Here is a 17,754-nt window from a genome sequence, read left to right as displayed (position 1 = left end):
ATGATTAAAGTAACAGTTAAAAATCAAGTCATCGAACTTGACCAAGGGATTACCTTGGAAGCTTTAAAAAACCAACTTGGCGTCGAAGCTTATGCAGCAACCGTCAACAACCGAATTCGCGAGTTAACATTCCCGTTGACCAAGAATTCTGAAGTGGTTTTCTTAGATTTAAAGGACCGTGATGCAGTCCGAATTTACGAAGCGACATTGCGTTATGTGATTGCGATGGCAGTTAAAAATCTCTATCCAAATGTCACCGTTAAATTCAATTATAGTGTCTCTAGAGCCATTTTAGGGGTACTAGATAATCTTAATCAAAAGATTGATCGTAACATCATCAAATCGATTGATTCAGAGATTAAACGCTTGGTTGAACTCGATTTACCCATCATTCGTAAGAACATGGATTTAGAGGAAGCGATTGAACTGTATAAAAACAATGGCCATTTAGATAAAGTAGATATCCTTAAGTACCGTGATGAAGACAAAGTGAATCTATATACTTGCGGCGAATACTTCAATTATATGTTTGGTTACATGCTACCTAGCACAGGGTATTTGAAACAGTATTTATTGAGCCTATATCATCCGGGGTTTATCATTCAATACCCAAGAAGTGAACTAGGTGGCATCATTCCACCATTCGATGACGCACCAATTTTCTCAAAGACCATTAAAGAAGCGACAAAATGGGGTAAACTCATCAATGGTGAATACATTTCTAAACTCAATCAATACGTTGAAAAAGGCTTAGAAGTTGAATTGATTAACATGTGTGAAACTAAACACAACCGTCAAATGGCTGAACTAGGAGATAGGATTGCTGCCGATATCGATTCGATTCGTTTAATTGCGATTGCAGGACCTTCATCGTCTGGTAAAACCACATTCTCGACCCGTTTACGCATCGAATTGCTATCCCGTGGGATTAAACCACTTATGATTTCGATTGATGACTATTACAAGCCAAAATCGGAAGCACCAAAAGATGAGTTTGGAAATCCAGATTTAGAACATATTGAAGCTTTAGACATCGATTTATTCGATGAACAAATGCTAGCTCTCATTCAAGGTGAGGAAGTTACATTGCCACACTTCAATTTCAAATTAGGTCGTCGTGAAGATGGTAAGAAAGTTAAAATCAGTGAAACTACACCAATCATTATAGAAGGTATTCATGCCCTTAATGACCGTTTAACCGAATCGATTCCGCACCATCAAAAGTTTAAAGTGTTTATCGCACCTCAAACTCAATTACACATTGATAATCACAATCCAATTAGTTTTACAGACTTAAGACTGTTAAGACGTATTGTTCGTGACCAAAAATTCAGAAACTCACCAGCGGAAGAAACCATCTCGATGTGGGCAAGTGTGCGTAGAGGTGAATTCAAATGGATTTACCCTTACCAAGAACATGCGAATTATGTATTTAACTCTGAGTTAACCTATGAATTGGCAGTTATGAAGAAACATGCATTCAAAACTTTAAATGCGATTCCAAGAGATTCAGAACATTTCATCACTGCGAACCGTCTCATCAAGTTCTTGAAGTATTTTAAAGACATCGAAGACGATTTAGTTCCAAATAACTCACTATTAAGAGAATTTATTGGTGGATCTGTATTCCACGTATAAGTATTAAGGAGGTGTTAGTTTGAAGTGTCTAGGTAATATGGAGCGTTTGCACATCCCCAATGACTTGATGATGCAACTATTTAGACTCTATGAAATGAAAGGCCAATCTTATTATTATAAAGCTTTGTTTAGCCGCGATGACGAAGTGATGGCTCGAACAACGTTAGAACTCGATACCCAGGCCTTAGCATACTTTTTAAAGCTCAGCTTAACACCTGCAAGAATCAAACTGCTCAGTGACCCTAAAAAGGATTTTGTACCGAAAAATCGGGATGAAATATTACTCAATAACATCAAAGACATCCTATTACGCATTCAAAGTTTATCAGATACCTTTGATTTGACAACCAATGAGGTTAAAGACCTAACATTGACTCTTTTTAGAGGTTATGATGACATTCGTTTAATCAAAGATCCAAAAGCGAAAATAGACCGTTTAGCGAAGTCTTTTGATGAATTGTCACCTGAAGATAAGCTTAAAAAAATAATTGATCAGTTTCATTATCATAGACGCAACAACAAGTATGAAATTGTCCAGATTATGACTAATTTTTACATCGATTTGGTTAAACTCAACCTATTCACTGACAAAAGTGATCTAATAGGTTTGATCGTCGTTTACACACTAGCAGCGAAGTATTTTAAGGTTTGTCGCTATGATTCATTCTTTCAAGCATTATTACCGCTTCAAGAACAATTTGGTAGTGCATTTATTCAAGCTTCTTACAACTGGAGTGAAGGATTCTCACAAACTGAGGCGATCCAACGTATTTTTGTCAACATATTAGAGACATTACATAAGAATGTCGAAGTCAAAGCGCATGAATATGAATTTGAACGCAAAATGAATAAGACCAACAGTATCGAAGGAACCATTTTAACTGGTCCAGCTACCTTCAGTAAGAAAGACATCCGTAACAAACACCCATATGCCTCAGATGCGACAATTAATCGAACGCTCATGAGTCTAAAGGAACGTGGTGTCATTAGACCCCTAGGCAGCGGACGAACCGCTCAATGGTTACGTGTGGCAGAAAAACTTGAAAAGTTTAACCCACAACAATTAGACTTATTCAATCACGCTGATTAAGAGAATCCAGAGAAAATCAGTTTAGAACGATTAGTAGAAAATCAACAACATGGAAACGAGTCAATGTTACCATGTTGTTTTTTATTTTTATTAGAGGTTAGAGAATTTGAAAATGAAATTAGATTTATGGAATGAGCACTACTGATCGAGGTGACTAAATAATATGAATCTTTGTTCATATTATATAAAACGCTTTTACTCTGTTTTCTGATCTCTTAATTATGGTTATTGGTTATGAGTTAAGAAAACCTAACCTGAGGGCGCTCATTACACAAATCAAACTATGAAAAAATACACCTATACGTAGTGATAAAAGAAGAAGATGAAGTAGTAAGTACACTATAGGTCATTTCCTTTAAAAAGGGTAAAATCTGTCAAAAATGACGATAGATAGACAAATATTAAGGCCAGCAGATGTCAATCGCGCAAAACACCTCTATCGTGTGTATTAAAATGTATAATAAAGCAAATATGAGTACGATTAAAGTGATATTGTAGCCGTCATATAGTTGATTAAAATATATAAAAAATGTTTTAATGATATAATTTAATCAAGAGAAGTTCTACTGTTTAGTTCTGAGTAAGTACCTATAATGTATATTATGTAAACCTATAATTAATTGCGTGGTAATGAGGATATAAGGTTTTATGTGGGAATGTTGATAACTTATAAGGGTTAAACTTTGGCCTTCTTTATTTGTGGTGTGTCTATTTTCCTGTTTTTAGACCTTCATTAGGTGTCTCGTTTTTGTTCTATGAAAAATCGCCCAAAGTCTCTCTCTAATTTATGTGCGTTTTGAATTACTTCATGGTAAAATAATCTCGGAGTTGATAACTATGAAAAAAATACTTATTGTATTCACGGGTGGTACCATTTCAATGACCAATGATGATCAAACATCAAAGTCTGTAATATCTAATAATGAATCAGATTTATTGAATAAAATAAGTAAGCGTTTTCATAATTTTGTCTTAGTTCCTCATTTATACTCGATGAAACCTTCTCCATCGATTACTCCTGATGACATGTTAGAAATTGGACAATTGATTGATCGCTATTTGATGGATGATGATTTTGCTGGTGCTGTGGTTACACATGGGACTGATACGCTTGAGGAAACTGCATACTTTTTAGATTTATATGTTAAGACTAAAAAGCCTGTAGTCATTACAGGATCAATGCGTAATTTCTCTGAGTTAGGTTATGACGGTTTTAGCAACTTGCTTTCGGCTATCTTAGTTGCTTCTCATCCAAGTTCTATCAATCGTGGTTGTTTGGTTGTCCTTAATGATGAAATCAACTCGGCGATTGAGGTCACTAAGACACATACGCTATCTTTAGATACGTTTAAGTCTATGGAATTTGGCCCATTAGGAATCGTCGATGAGCAGGATGTTATTTATTATCGTGATTCCGCAAAGAAAAAATATCACTTAACCCCTTCTCAATTGACTGCTCAGGTTGAAATTGTTAAGGTCGTTACAGGTCAAACTGGAGATATAATTGACTTTTTTGTGGATACCAAACGTGTTCAAGGTATTATCCTGGAATCATTTGGACGTGGAAATGTACCACCAATGATGGTACCTGCAATCAAACGTGCTTTAGATGCTGGTATTAGAGTGGTTGTGACTTCAAGATGTCCTAAAGGACGCGTACGCGACACGTATGGGTATGAAGGTGGGGGCTATCATTTAAAGCAATTGGGTGTTTTATTTGCCGGAGATTTATCTAGTCAAAAAGCACGCATCAAACTTTTATTAGCGATAAGCCAATCCGATTCAAATATCGAAAAATATTTTGAATTTTAGACTATTAAAGCCTAGCCTACCTAGGCTTTTTATTATGAATAAATTAAGTAAAGCGCTTACTTGATTTGACATCGTCATTTCGCGATTATGAGGTATAATATGAATATTTAAATCCTTTTGTGAAAATATGAAAATGTTAGCCTTTACTCTACCATTTTATGAAATATGTGGTAAAATACTAATGGATGTTAATTGAGGGTTAAAATAAACAAATTTGACCCCTAAATAATCGATTTTAGGAGGGCTATTATGAAAAGAAAAACGAAGATTGTTTGTACAATTGGACCATCTAGTGAAAATGAAGTAATGATTGAAAAAATGATTGAAGCAGGGATGAATGTCGCTCGACTAAACTTCTCTCACGGATCCCACGAAGAACACCGTAACCGTATCGAAACCATTCGTCGTGTTGCAGCCAAAATGGGCCGTTATGTTGGTATTTTAGCTGATACGAAAGGTCCAGAAATTCGTACTGGTGTATTCGAAAATGGATTTGCTTCCTTCAAAAAAGGCGATATTGTTAAAGTTCATAAAGAACCCATTCTAGGTACTAAAGAAGCCTTCCATATTGACTCTAGAGAACTCTTTAACGATATTAAAGTTGGCGATTTCTTATTAATCGACGATGGTAAAATGCGTTTAAATATATTTGAAGCCACAAATGACGTATTAACCTGTGAAATATTTAATAACGGTGTGATTAAGACTAAAAAAGGTGTTAACGTACCTAACGTCAAGTTATCTATGCCATTTGTATCGAAGAAAGATCGCGAAGACATCCAATTCTGTGCTGAAATGGCTGTTGATATGATTGCATTATCCTTTGTAAGACGCAAAGAGGATGTCCTAGAAATCAAAGATATCCTAAAAGAATTAAATGCACCAAAGATTGAAATCATTGCGAAAATCGAATCTCAAGAAGGTGTCGATGAGCTTGAAAATATTCTAGATGTTTGTGACGGTGTCATGGTTGCTAGAGGTGATTTAGGCGTTGAAGTTTCAACTGCACTTGTGCCTTTATATCAAAAGAAAATCATTTCTGTTGCCAACGCTAAAGGGAAACCAGTTATTACTGCAACCCACATGTTAGAATCAATGATGTCAAATCCACGTCCTACACGTGCAGAAGCTTCTGACGTCGCTAATGCGATTTTGGACGGTTCTGATGCGATTATGTTATCCGGTGAATCGGCAGCTGGTGAATACCCAGTAGAATCCGTTTTAACTATGGATACTATTGCTAAAGCGATTGAAGATAATATTCCTTATTATGAAAAACTTCAAAAGGCGATTCAAACATCACAATCAACAGTAAACGATGCTATCGGCATTTCTGTAAGCTTAAGTGCACTTACCTTACCAGATGTCAAAGTGATCATTGCGTTTACTGAAACCGGTGGTACTCCAAAGCGCCTTTGTAAATTTAGACCATCTGTACCAGTGATTGCCGTATCCAATAACAAAGCAACCTGTGCACAACTCACTTATTATTGGGGTGTATTCTCTGCGTATCGTAGAGACTTTACAGATATGGGTTCTTATGACCGCGTCGCGATTGATGTTGCTAAAGAATTTGGATTCCAAAAAGGCGATAAGATCATTATTACTTCCGGTTGGGCTCAAAAACATGGTTCGACTAACACACTAAGAATCATCGAAATTTAATGACTAATTTGATAGCACGAACTCGATGTTCGTGCTTTTTTTTGGCAAAAAAAGAGTTCAGCTATTGACTGAACTCTCTTATTATTTTAGTTTCATCCCAACACAGGACCATTCTTCATTCAAAGCGACATTTGCGTAGGGTTTAATACCATATTCAGTGCCGAGTTCGAAGAGCGTGTCACGGTTGATGTCGTAGGATTCATATCGTAATTTCTTCGGATAGGAAACCCATAATCGGGTATCTGTATTCATGGTCTCCATGATTGGAGTGATGCGTTCAATAAAGTCTTGTTGTGAAGCCACAAACAAATGGTAGAATGTCGGGTTATCCCCTTCGAAATCAATAATATCTTGGTCTTTCACCATATTAATATAACTTTCAGGTGCGTAGAAATGCCTTCCTATAGTACCTTTTTTGATGCGCATTTTATTGAATACATTTAAGTTCATTCTCTGACCTCTGTCGAGGTATCCATCGTTGAAGGTGTAAAAGCATCTTCAGCAGTTGTGGGTTCAGCCTCAACAACTTCCTTTACTTTTTTCTCTCTGGGTTTTCGCGGTTTTTTGATGACAGTTTCGCTTTCTTCGCCAACTTTGACTTCTGTATCTGTCGAAACAACGGCCGGTTCTTCGGTCATTTCAACTTCAACCACAGCTTCAGGTTGAATCGTTTCAGACACTATCTTTTCATCATTTATCTTGTTCTTTTTGGCACGTTTTTTAGAATCGGCTTTCTCAGAAGTGTGTTCGAGTTCAAGTTCTTGTTTAGCAACAGTTATAGGATCAATCGCTTCTATCTTCGCTTTATTTTCTTCAAATTCACGTTTCAAAGTGGCTTCTTTGATGCGTTCGATTTCCAGTTCTTTTTCCTTTTTGAGTCGTTCAAGTTCGAGTTCACGAGTGCGGTTTTCTTTAATCGATTGTTCTCGGATTCGGATTTCATTTAATTCAAACTCATCTTGGTCTAGTTTATACTTAATCGCATCGTGTTCTTTCTTTTGCTGTCTTCGAATTTCAGACTCACGAAGTGTTTTATTGGTGGATAAAACCATATGTCGACGTAGTTTTGCGAAAGGTCTAAAGACTAATCCAACAATTAAACCCGTGCGTTCAAACAAGTTATATTGACCGGATTCAAAACGAACACGTTTCGCTTCAAGACATTCTTGTCGTTTTAATTTGAGGTATTCTTTCTTCATAAAACTGTTGTTGATCTTTGGTTTAATGGACTTTCTCAAGCCAATTTCGTTTTCAACATAGATTCTAAATTTACGGTATTTCTTGCGATTCGAAAATACGAATTGCTTGATGTTTGATAAATTGAATCGCACTTGGTATTTACTACGCGGTGCAATCATGACCATTTTTTCTTCAAGTGGATGAGAAACGTTCCCAAGTTCAACCCCAACAACGTTGATGTGGTTAGTCGAAAACGCCTTGTTAATGATGGTAAGATTGATGTAGTGATCGCCTTCTATTTCTAAGAGCGATTCTAAAATGTAAAACTCCTGTTCCCCAACACGATTCGCGATGCGTGATAAACGCATCATGATTAGAATCGAGGAAATAAATAAGACAAGCAAACCTGAGAAAACAATGATTTCTTCAGGAGTTAAAGCCTGTAACCATTCTAGCATAGAGCCCTCCTATATTAAATCCAAAAATGAATGACCATTTTCAGTCTTTTCAACTTTAAAGTTATCCGAGATGGTGGCTGCAATATCAGCGAATGTTCTCATAACAGGTAATTGTTTACCTGGTTGTCCTTTACGATAGACAAGTAGCGGTACGTATTCACGTGTATGGTCTGTACCATGGTGAATTGGGTCATTACCGTGATCGGCTGTAATCATCAATAAATCGTCTTCGTTTAAATGTTCCATTAGTCTTGGAAGGTCACGATCAAAAGATTCAATCGCTTTACCATAACCAATTGGGTCACGGCGATGGCCATACAACGCATCAAAATCGACAAGATTTAAGAAGCAAAGCCCTTTGAATGGGTGGTTTTTCGCAATCTTAATGATTTTATCCATACCGTCTTCATTAGATTGTGTACGTTCATAGTGGTTAATACCCTCACCAACGAAGATATCATTAATCTTACCCAGTGCGATCACATCTAAACCGGATTCATCCATGAAGTTCATGGTTGTCTTCGCAAACGGTTTTACAGCGTAATCATGACGATTTGGGGTACGTTTGAAATTGGTTTTATTTGTTCCAACAAAAGGTCTTGAAATGATACGAGCGACTTTCCATTCGTCTTTCATCGTAATTTCACGGACAATTTCACAAATACGGTATTGTTCGTCTAGTGGAATGATGTCTTCATGCATCGCGATTTGGAGCACTGAGTCTGCAGAGGTGTACACAATTAGTGCACCAGTACGCATGTGTTCTTCACCGAGTTCAGCGATAATTTCAGTACCAGATGCTGCAACGTTACCGATGATTTGTTTACCTGTTTGTTTGGTTATTTCATCGAGTAATGCCTTAGGAAAGCCAGTATCGGTGAATGTTTGGAATGGTTGGGTAATATAGAGCCCCATCATTTCCCAGTGTCCTGTCATGGTATCTTTACCAATGGAAGCTTCTTGAATTTTGGTGTAGCTTGCAAGTGGTTTATCTACAGCAGGGACTCCTTTGATTGGAACAATATTACCATAACCTAATTTTTGCATATTTGGAATGTTTAGCTGCATACGTTCAGCGATATGCCCAATGGTGTTGGAACCAACGTCATTGTAATCTTTAGCATCTGGGGCTTCCCCACAACCTAAACTGTCCATGACGATTAAAAATACTCTTTTATACATTATTCTTTCTCCTTTGCACGTGGATGTGTATTTAAATAGACATCTTTTAAATGTTTTTGACTGATGTGTGTGTAAATCTGAGTGGTCTGAATGTCTTCATGACCGAGTAATTCTTGTAGGGTTCTTAAATCAACACCAGCCTCTAACAGATGGGTTGCGAATGAGTGTCTCAACATATGAGGCGAGACATCCTGTTCAATGCCTGCGGATTTTGCCAGTTTTCTCAGGATTTTGAAGAATCCCTGTCGGGAAAGTCGTTTCCCATCTTGGTTAAGAAATAGGTAGTCTACATTCCCCATTGTAAGTTGATTTCGTGATTTTGTCAAATAGACCCTGAGAGCCAAAACTGACATTTCCCCTAAGGGAACCTCACGCTCTTTGTTACCTTTACCAACGATTCGAACATATCCATCCAGTAAATGGATGTCAGACGTCTTTAAATCCAACAATTCCGAAACACGTAATCCAGAACCATAGATGAGTTCAAGTAAAGCTTGGTTTCGAAGTGCAAGAGGATCAGAACCTTTGACAGCCTCTATCAATCGGACCACTTCGGGAATGGATAGCACTTGAGGTAGAGTTTTTTCAATCTTAGGGGATTCAATATCATAGGCCACATTGGTGTCGGTTTCTTTTTCGGATAAAGCGAACTGATGGAAGCCCTTGATGGCGGTTAATTTTCGCGACATCGACTTACTCGACATCGATTTCTTATGCATAAATTTGAGATAGGCTTCAATGTGTTTACGTTCCACTTTGTGAATCTTCGTAATTTCATAGGTCTTTTCGATGAATAATCGATATTGATCCAAATCTCTTAGGTAAGCCGTTATGGTATTCTGACTCAGCCCTTTTTCTCGCTTTAAAAAATACTGATATTCACTCATCAAGTATTTCATAAGAATACCTCAAATACCTGATTACCGAGTAGTAAACCTTTCGAGGTTAACCTCAAACAGTTATCCACCAGTTCAACTAGCCCAGTTTCGATGAAATATTTCAATCTGGGATAATTTTCAAATAGCTTAATGGAGAATTCTGATTCAACTGAAGGTATATGAATGCCTTCTAAACGTCGTAATCCAAAAATGAGTGTATCTGATTGACGTTGAGCCAACGTTTCTTCGTAAGAAGATTCTATGAATGATTCATAATACTTGGTGAGTAATCTGTGGTTCTGATAACGAATTTTACCGTCAAAACCATGTGCACCAGCACCAATTCCAATATAGGGTGCCATAGACCAATAGAGTTGATTATGATTGGATTTTAAGCCATCTTTACAAAAATTAGAAATCTCATATTGTTCAAAACCGAGTGTATTAAGCCGCATTTGAATGTATTCATACATATCGGCTTCTAAATCAATGTCGGCTTTACGGAACTGTTTTTTAAGGTATTGATGATAGAACACTGTCTTCTCTTCTAATATCAATGAATAATAGCTGATGTGTTTGATCGGGAGACTCGAAACGATATCCAAATCATATTTAATAGAATCCATGGTTTGTCCAGGAATCGCAAAAATCAAATCGATACTAACATTTGTAATACTCTGTTGATTCAAATCACTTAAAGTATATAGAACCTGCCCATTATCGTGTTTACGACCAATGTAATCTAAAATGGGTTGTTCAAAGGATTGAACCCCTAGACTAACCCGATTGATACCATACTGTTTAAATAAGGCACCTTTTTCATGCGTATAGGACTCTGGATTCACTTCAATCGTATACTCAATTGGATTTAGGTCCTTAAGCATTTCAAAGAGTATCGTGAGTTGTTTTAGATCGAGCATCGATGGCGTACCTCCACCAATGTAGACGGTATCAAAGTGACGCTCGGATAACGGTATTTGATCGAACTCGCGTTTTAGATGAACGAGATACTCATCAATCATTTCCCTGTTTTTTGCAACCCTTTTAGCGAAATCACAATAAAAACAAATGTGTTCGCAAAACGGGATATGGACATAGAGTCCTTTCATAGTAATCACCTAATACAATTATATCATAGGTTTACATAATAAAAAAACAAACCAAGCAGAAACTTGGTTTATTTTATCGATAAAATGAATGCCTTCATGGCTTCAATGCCAGTTGAATTCAGTTTGAACACGCCAGCATGTTCTAATACAGTTTGAAACTTTAATCCCACAGCTTGGTATAAGTCTTCGAGTGTATGAACAGTTTGTTCTTTTTTCAGAGTATCCAACCATACTTTATGAATGGTTAGAGATTCATGCCAATTACCAGTTAACACATAATTGAGTCCATCTTTTAATTCTTGTTTAAGACGACCAGGGAGAATCGCTAAGCCCATAGCTTCAATTAACCCGATATTTTCTTTTTTGATATGTTGAACATCTCGATGTGGATGAAATATCCCTTCAGGATGTTCAACAGATGTTCGATTATTTCTAAGAATGATATCGATTGTATAGGTGTTTTGAACTTTTCTTACAATCGGAGTGATAGTATTATGTAAACCATTCGTCCTTTTCAAAATCGATAACTCTGGATTTTCGTAATCAAGCCAAGCGGATAAAATCCGATTTGTTAGAATGACGAGGTCTTTACGATTATCACCCTTAAGACGAATCGTGGATAAAGGCCAATACAAATGACTGATGAATACAGTTCCAGATTGAATGGTAAATAGAGATTTTGCTTGTTCAATTGGGAATTTATGTTTTCCCCCTTGAAAGTGGTCATGATCGAGAATTGAACCGCCAACAATTGGAATATCCGCGTTAGATCCAATAAAGTAATCAGGCATATAATCGACAAAATCTAAGAGATATTCGAAGGTTTCAGGTCCCATCTTCATGGGGGTATGGGTATCACTTAACACAATACAATGTTCTTGATAATACGCATAGGGTGAATATTGAAAATGCCATAAACGGTTATGGAGTGTAACAGGAACAATCCGTAGATTCATTCGCGCATTCGCATAGTTTTGTTCATTTTCTTTGCATAAAACGCATTTAGGTCCAGATTTGGGTAAGTCTTTTTGTTCCAAGGCTTTCGCAATATCTTTGGGGTCTTTTTCGGGTTTGGATAGGTTGATGGTTAAATCCAGGGGCCCGTACTTGGATGGATAACTAAAGGAAACGTTTTGTGCAATTCGTTTTGTCTTGATGTAATTGACATCGATGGACATTTGATATAAATATCGAAATGCGTCCTGGCGATTATTCTGATAAAGGCTTAGGAACGTCTTTTTGGTCTCTTTTGGGGAAGGCATTACGGTATCATACAAGAGTGCTTCAAATGCGTCTCGTTCCGTGAGGGTATTGGGTTCAAATAATCCTAAATCAAACCCTAGGTCCAATAGATTCTCAATAACTTCGTCTATTGGGGAATTTACAGTATGAAAAGCAACTAAAGGCTGTTTATAGAGTTTAAATAAGATTTCCAACGAGGGTTTCGGATCTGAAATCCATTGGTGGTTCAGTCCGTAAGTAACTAAAGCTAAGAGTGCGTCCATAGGTATCTCCTAAAATTCGAATTCAAAATCGATGAAATGCTGATAGGGTTCATCCTTTTTTAAGATTGCAGAATGTAATTCAGGATGATGAATCCCGTCTGGTTCGTATTGGCATTCGAAGGTGATACTCGAATGAATGCCATGTGGAACTGAGGAATTTAGTGCTTTTTTGGATGAGAAATTGTGTGTATAGATGACGACACTTGGGTAATCACTATAGACGTTGAGACCCCTCTTTGATTTGGGATCATATAGACGGCCTACAAGTGGATTGGAATTGAGAATAAAACAATGATCTAACCCTTTTTGAGTGGTGTTGATTAAACTCAAAACGCCGTTCCTGAGCCGTTTTAACTGTTTGAAATCAAATGGTGTATCATTCACATCCGCTTGCTTGATCAAGCGATAGTGATCATCTAGGACATTATAGGTATCGGCATTTAACATCAGCTCGTGGTCTAAAATAGTTCCACCTTCAATATTGAGATTAAAATAGGTGTGGTTCGTCAAGTTGCAAAGTGTATCCTCGACTGCATTTGCTCGGTATTCAATGTGGAGGGTTTTATCCATAACTCGATATAATACATGGACAAACAGGTCGCCTGGAAACGTCAGAGACGCTGGATCGAGGTAACTCAAAATGACTTCATTCTTTTTTTGAGTAGTAATTTCAAATGTTTGAGCAAAAATACCTTGCTTACCACCGTGCAGCATGAAGGATTGATTAGGATTGCATTCTACAGGATAGGACTGTTGATTCAGCGTGTAGGTAGGTCCAAATAAGCGCCCTGAAGTTCGGCCAATCGACTTCCCATAATAATTTGAGCTGGTTAAATAGTCCTCTGGATTTGAGGTGGTAACCAATACAGGTATTTCCTCATCAGATTTAAGGTAGATTTGATAGATTCCCGCACCCAAGGTCGAAATAATGACTTTTAAATACTTGTTTTCGATGGTAATAAATCTATTCAATGCGCTTCACCCCATCTGTAAATAAAACATCGTAAAAGGCAGGGGTTAGACCAGTTTTTTCAATATAGTGAGCTTTCACGAGGGTTTCAAACTGCTTTAAGGATGGGTTTGGTACGAGAGCAATCGCACACCCACCAAAGCCCGCTCCAGTGACTCTTGATCCAATAGCCCCGGCTTTAATGGCCCCTTCAACGAGGACATCAAGGTGTAAACCAGTCACTTCATAATCGTTTTTGAGAGATGCATGAGAGGCGTTTAGTAATGCTCCAAACCCTTTAGCGTCCATTTCGGCCATACGCTTTTCAGCCTCAATGACACGTGCTTGTTCAGTGACAACGTGTTTAAAACGTTTTACTAAAATTGGGTCTTCAATCAAGTATTGGAGAGATTCAAACTGTAGAGGGGTAATTTCACAAAGGGTTTCAACAGTCACATGAGTTTGAACCCGTTTTAATACCGCCTGGCATTCCGCCACGCGTTCATTATATTTTGAATCGGTATTCTTACGTTTATAATTGGTATTCATGATTACCCAAGTATACCCATCGAATGAAGCGTTCACAGGTTTGGTGGCTAAAGTTTTCGTATTCATAATCAACGCTTGATTCGCTAAACCTTTTGCGATAATCAATTGATCCATAATACCACAATGCATCCCCATATAGTTATTTTCAACTTCTTGACCAATTAAAGCAATGGTTTCTCTAGAAATTTCTAAATCGAATACATCGGAAAATACATAACCTACTAATACTTCTAGAGAAGCGCTAGAGGATAAACCAGATGTAGGTGGTAAATTGCCTTCAATGAGAATATCTAACCCGTGCGGGATGTGATAGCCTCGTTTCAATAGCGTGTCGATGATACCTTTTGCATAATTGACCCATCCGTGTCCAGGGTGATAAGCTAAATCGTCTAGAGTGACCGTTACGATGCCTTGATCACTAAAGTTTGACGAATAAAATCGAATTGTATGGTCGTTTCGTTCACGAATGGCTGCATACGTACCAATCGAAATGGCTGCTGGGAACACCAATCCACCATTATAGTCGATGTGTTCACCAATGAGATTAACGCGACCAGGCGAATAATAAAGTCGTTCTGGTTTGGTTTGATAAACTTGTTCAAAAACGGGTTTCAGTTCCATAATAGTCACCTTCTAATCAAATTATACTATAGTTACAAAGATAAAGCACTGAACATCAGTGCTTAACCTTTAACGGATCCACCCGTGACACCTTCGACATAAAACTTTTGCATAAATATGAAGAGCACCGAAATCGGAATGGACACAATGACTGCACCAGCCGTGAATAAAGAGAAATAATTATTGACTAAGTTACGACCAAGCATGTTATATAAGCCAATCGCAACCCTGAATTTATTGGTATCGCGAGAGGTCATGATGATATTCGCGAATACGAAATCCACACATGGTGCTAGGAAAGCCAATAAAACGGTATACACAATGATTGGTTTAGATAGTGGGATGATGATTCTCCAAAAGACATCCCATTGGGTCGCCCCATCGATTCTTGCGGCTTCATCGAGCGATTTTGGAATGGTATCAAAGAAGCCTTTTGCTACTAAATACCCCAGTCCCGAACTTGCAGAATACACAATGATTAAAGCCAATAAACTATCTGTTAAACCCAATGATTTAAGAATGAAATAAATTGCAATCATGGATAATATTGCGCAGTGTAGCCAGGCGGTACGTAAAAAAGATCTCCTTTTTTCAAAAAGTATTTTTTTGCATTTAAAATGAATACGCCAGATCCATACAAAACAAAATGAAAGATGTGATTGGGTTTAATATCCATCAAAATACGTTTATCGGGTTTACACTTTTCTCGGCCACATTCGAACAAGGATAATTCCGTGAAATTTGCTACAAGCAGGTTATCTATTGCGTTCATAAATTCACCTTCACCTTCATTATAGTATAAAAACGCTTACATCTAGATAGATTATAACATTCATCTTATATTTCCATATATACATAAAATTAAATTTAAATTAGTTTTTTACATTGCGTAGAATTTTACATGTATACGTGAATCTATTACTACCTATTTTATCGCGTGTTTTAGGGGTTATATAGTGAATTATCAATGGATTGTATATATGAAAATAGTACATTTTTATATTATTAATATGAACAATTGAGGATTATTATCAAACAGAACCACGTAGATTTATATATATACTATTGATTAAATTATATCAAAATATAAAAAAAACATCCCGTTTAGGATGTTAGTCTTCGGAATTGGATAAGATGGCTAAGAAAGCTTCTTGTGGAACGTCAACCGAACCAACCGCTTTCATTTTCTTCTTACCTTCTTTTTGTTTTTCTAATAATTTACGTTTACGTGAGATATCGCCACCATAACATTTCGCTAAGACGTCTTTACGCATAGCTTTAATGGTTTCTCTCGCAATGACTTTATTACCGACAGCAGCTTGTACTGGGATTTCAAACATTTGACGAGGAATCAATTCCTTCAGTTTCTCAGTGATAACTTTACCGCGTTGGTATGCAAAATCACGGTGTACGATTAGGGATAATGCATCCACGATTTCACCATTCAATAGAATATCCATCTTTTGGAGTCGAGACTCTTTATACGTACCGATCTCGTAGTCGAAAGAGGCGTAACCACGGGTTGAGGATTTTAACTTATCAAAGAAGTCATAAACGATTTCAGATAATGGTAATTCATAGTGAATCATGACTCTGGTTTTATCGAGATAGTTCATATCCATGAAAATACCACGTTTACGTTGTGCTAAATCCATAACAGCACCTACATATTCTGAAGGACACATGATGGTTGCGATGACGTAAGGTTCTTCAATCGATTCGATTTCCTGTGGTGTTGGTAATTTGGACGGGTTATCGATGACTAATTGATCGCCATTGGTTAAATTCACATGGTAGATAACCGAAGGTGCTGTCGCGATTAATTCAATACCAAACTCACGGTCTAGACGTTCTTGGATGACTTCCATATGAAGTAAACCGAGGAATCCGGTTCTGAAGCCAAAACCTAAGGCTTGTGAAGTTTCTGGTTCAAATGCCAAGGATGCATCATTTAAAGCAAGTTTATCTAAGGCATCTTTTAGATCATTTAACTTGGATGAATCAATTGGATATAAACCACAGAATACAACTGGATTTAATTTGCGATAACCAGGTAAAGCTTGTTTAGCACGGTTATTCTTCAATGTAATCGTGTCGCCCACGCGTACGTGCGCAATATTTTTAATAGCTGCAGTTAAGTAACCGACGTCACCAGCAGCTAGAAAGTCACGTTTTTCTTCTCTTGGAGCATGAACGCCAACTTCAATTACTTCATAGGTGGCACCATTGCTCATCATTTCAATGATATCGCCCTTTTTAACAATACCATTTTTAATACGTATATATGGGATAACCCCACGATAGGCATCAAAAATGGAGTCAAAAATTAACGCTTGAAGGGGCTCATCAATCGAACCTGTAGGTGCTGGAACATGGGCAACGATTTGCTCCATAATTGCTTTAATTCCAATACCTGATTTTGCGGATGCTAAAACCGCATGATCAGCAGGTATTCCGATGACATCTTCGATTTCAGTTCTCACTTTTTCTGGATCAGCACTTGGTAAGTCGATTTTATTGATTACTGGTAATATTTCTAGGTTGTTTTGTAAAGCTAAGTGGACGTTTGCTAGCGTTTGGGCTTGAATCCCTTGAGCTGCGTCTACGACTAAAATCGCACCTTCGCAGGCGGCGAGGGAACGGGAGACTTCATAGGTGAAGTCAACATGTCCTGGGGTATCGATCAAGTGGAATGTATAGATTTCGTCATCCTCTGCCTTATAACGGATTTCAACAGCGGTTAACTTAATGGTAATACCACGTTCTCTTTCGAGATCCATCCCATCGAGGATTTGCTCTTTCATTTCACGTTGAGTTAACGTTTGAGTTTGTTCAAGTATACGGTCAGCCAAGGTGGATTTACCGTGGTCAATATGAGCGATGATTGAGAAGTTTCTGATTCGTTTTTGTCTGTCTAATATTTCTTGTCTATTCAAAGGGGTGCACATCACTTTCTAACGTTAAAATTTTATCATTTTAACCTCTTATTAGCAAGATATTTTATTTTACGGAGATTTAGTCAATGTGAAAACGTTTTAACAAGGCGATTACAAAATTTGTCATTGCATTTTGATTGACATAAGATTATAATTAAAGTGTAAAAAATCAATTCATAGGAG

15 protein-coding genes are annotated in these 17,754 nt (G+C 37.4%); 4 read left to right on the top strand and 11 right to left on the bottom strand.

Translation table 11 applies throughout. The features are described 5' to 3' along the window. The 4 genes from N7603_RS04360 (at position 1) to pyk (ending at position 6,205) form a co-directional block, all read left to right on the top strand. A complete protein-coding gene (locus N7603_RS04360; protein ID WP_262096134.1) occupies positions 1-1,638 on the top strand; it encodes a nucleoside kinase in 1,638 nt (545 codons plus the stop codon). Between the two features lie 19 nt (positions 1,639-1,657). After that, the gene (locus N7603_RS04355; RefSeq protein ID WP_262096133.1) at positions 1,658-2,728 is read left to right on the top strand and encodes a hypothetical protein; all 1,071 of its coding nucleotides are present in this window, start codon (positions 1,658-1,660) and stop codon (positions 2,726-2,728) included. 837 nt (positions 2,729-3,565) lie between these two features. Then, positions 3,566-4,540 (top strand): asparaginase, encoded by a 975-nt coding sequence (locus N7603_RS04350; protein ID WP_262096132.1) that lies wholly within the window; start codon positions 3,566-3,568, stop codon positions 4,538-4,540. A 249-nt stretch (positions 4,541-4,789) separates the two neighbouring features. Beyond that, entirely contained in the window at positions 4,790-6,205 is a 1,416-nt protein-coding gene (pyk, locus tag N7603_RS04345) for a pyruvate kinase (protein WP_262096131.1), read from the top strand. Between the two features lie 81 nt (positions 6,206-6,286). Here pyk and N7603_RS04340 read toward each other — a convergent pair whose 3' ends face one another. From N7603_RS04340 to lepA, 11 genes are all read right to left on the bottom strand, one after another. Then, positions 6,287-6,655 carry a hypothetical protein gene (locus N7603_RS04340; RefSeq protein ID WP_262096130.1) on the bottom strand — a complete coding sequence of 123 codons (369 nt, stop codon included), beginning with the start codon at positions 6,653-6,655 and terminating at the stop codon, positions 6,287-6,289. Then, positions 6,652-7,842 carry a hypothetical protein gene (locus N7603_RS04335; RefSeq protein WP_262096129.1) on the bottom strand — a complete coding sequence of 397 codons (1,191 nt, stop codon included), beginning with the start codon at positions 7,840-7,842 and terminating at the stop codon, positions 6,652-6,654. Before N7603_RS04335 ends, N7603_RS04340 begins: the two co-directional genes overlap by 4 nt. A gap of 9 nt (positions 7,843-7,851) precedes the next feature. After that, positions 7,852-9,024, bottom strand: coding sequence for a phosphopentomutase (locus N7603_RS04330; protein ID WP_262096128.1), 1,173 nt, complete (start codon positions 9,022-9,024; stop codon positions 7,852-7,854). Further along, complete coding sequence (gene xerD, locus N7603_RS04325; protein ID WP_305071973.1) at positions 9,024-9,923, bottom strand: site-specific tyrosine recombinase XerD; 900 nt, start codon at positions 9,921-9,923, stop codon at positions 9,024-9,026. The genes N7603_RS04330 and xerD overlap by 1 nt, the downstream gene beginning before the upstream one ends. Beyond that, positions 9,920-11,011: a radical SAM family heme chaperone HemW gene (gene hemW, locus N7603_RS04320; protein ID WP_262096127.1), complete on the bottom strand. Its 1,092-nt coding sequence runs from the start codon at positions 11,009-11,011 to the stop codon at positions 9,920-9,922. Before hemW ends, xerD begins: the two co-directional genes overlap by 4 nt. Before the next feature lie 68 nt (positions 11,012-11,079). Continuing rightward, positions 11,080-12,516: a UDP-glucose--hexose-1-phosphate uridylyltransferase gene (locus tag N7603_RS04315; RefSeq protein ID WP_262096126.1), complete on the bottom strand. Its 1,437-nt coding sequence runs from the start codon at positions 12,514-12,516 to the stop codon at positions 11,080-11,082. A gap of 9 nt (positions 12,517-12,525) precedes the next feature. Next, on the bottom strand, positions 12,526-13,488 hold the full coding sequence (locus N7603_RS04310; protein ID WP_262096125.1) for an aldose epimerase family protein: 963 nt from the start codon (positions 13,486-13,488) through the stop codon (positions 12,526-12,528). Further along, positions 13,481-14,635 (bottom strand): galactokinase, encoded by a 1,155-nt coding sequence (locus N7603_RS04305; protein ID WP_262096124.1) that lies wholly within the window; start codon positions 14,633-14,635, stop codon positions 13,481-13,483. Before N7603_RS04305 ends, N7603_RS04310 begins: the two co-directional genes overlap by 8 nt. A gap of 62 nt (positions 14,636-14,697) precedes the next feature. Beyond that, positions 14,698-15,174: an ABC transporter permease subunit gene (locus N7603_RS04300; RefSeq protein WP_262096123.1), complete on the bottom strand. Its 477-nt coding sequence runs from the start codon at positions 15,172-15,174 to the stop codon at positions 14,698-14,700. Further along, positions 15,171-15,407 (bottom strand): cupin domain-containing protein, encoded by a 237-nt coding sequence (locus tag N7603_RS04295; protein WP_262096122.1) that lies wholly within the window; start codon positions 15,405-15,407, stop codon positions 15,171-15,173. Before N7603_RS04295 ends, N7603_RS04300 begins: the two co-directional genes overlap by 4 nt. 340 nt (positions 15,408-15,747) lie before the next feature. Further along, the gene (gene lepA, locus N7603_RS04290) at positions 15,748-17,571 is read right to left on the bottom strand and encodes a translation elongation factor 4 (protein ID WP_262096121.1); all 1,824 of its coding nucleotides are present in this window, start codon (positions 17,569-17,571) and stop codon (positions 15,748-15,750) included. Positions 17,572-17,754 lie beyond the last annotated feature (183 nt).

Source organism: Paracholeplasma vituli, from assembly GCF_025446935.1.
In the GTDB taxonomy this organism is placed as follows: Bacteria; Bacillota_I; Bacilli_A; order Acholeplasmatales; family UBA5453; genus Paracholeplasma; species Paracholeplasma vituli.
The sequence above is the reverse complement of the archived record's forward strand: the minus strand, read 5'-3'. Positions and strand labels throughout refer to the sequence as shown.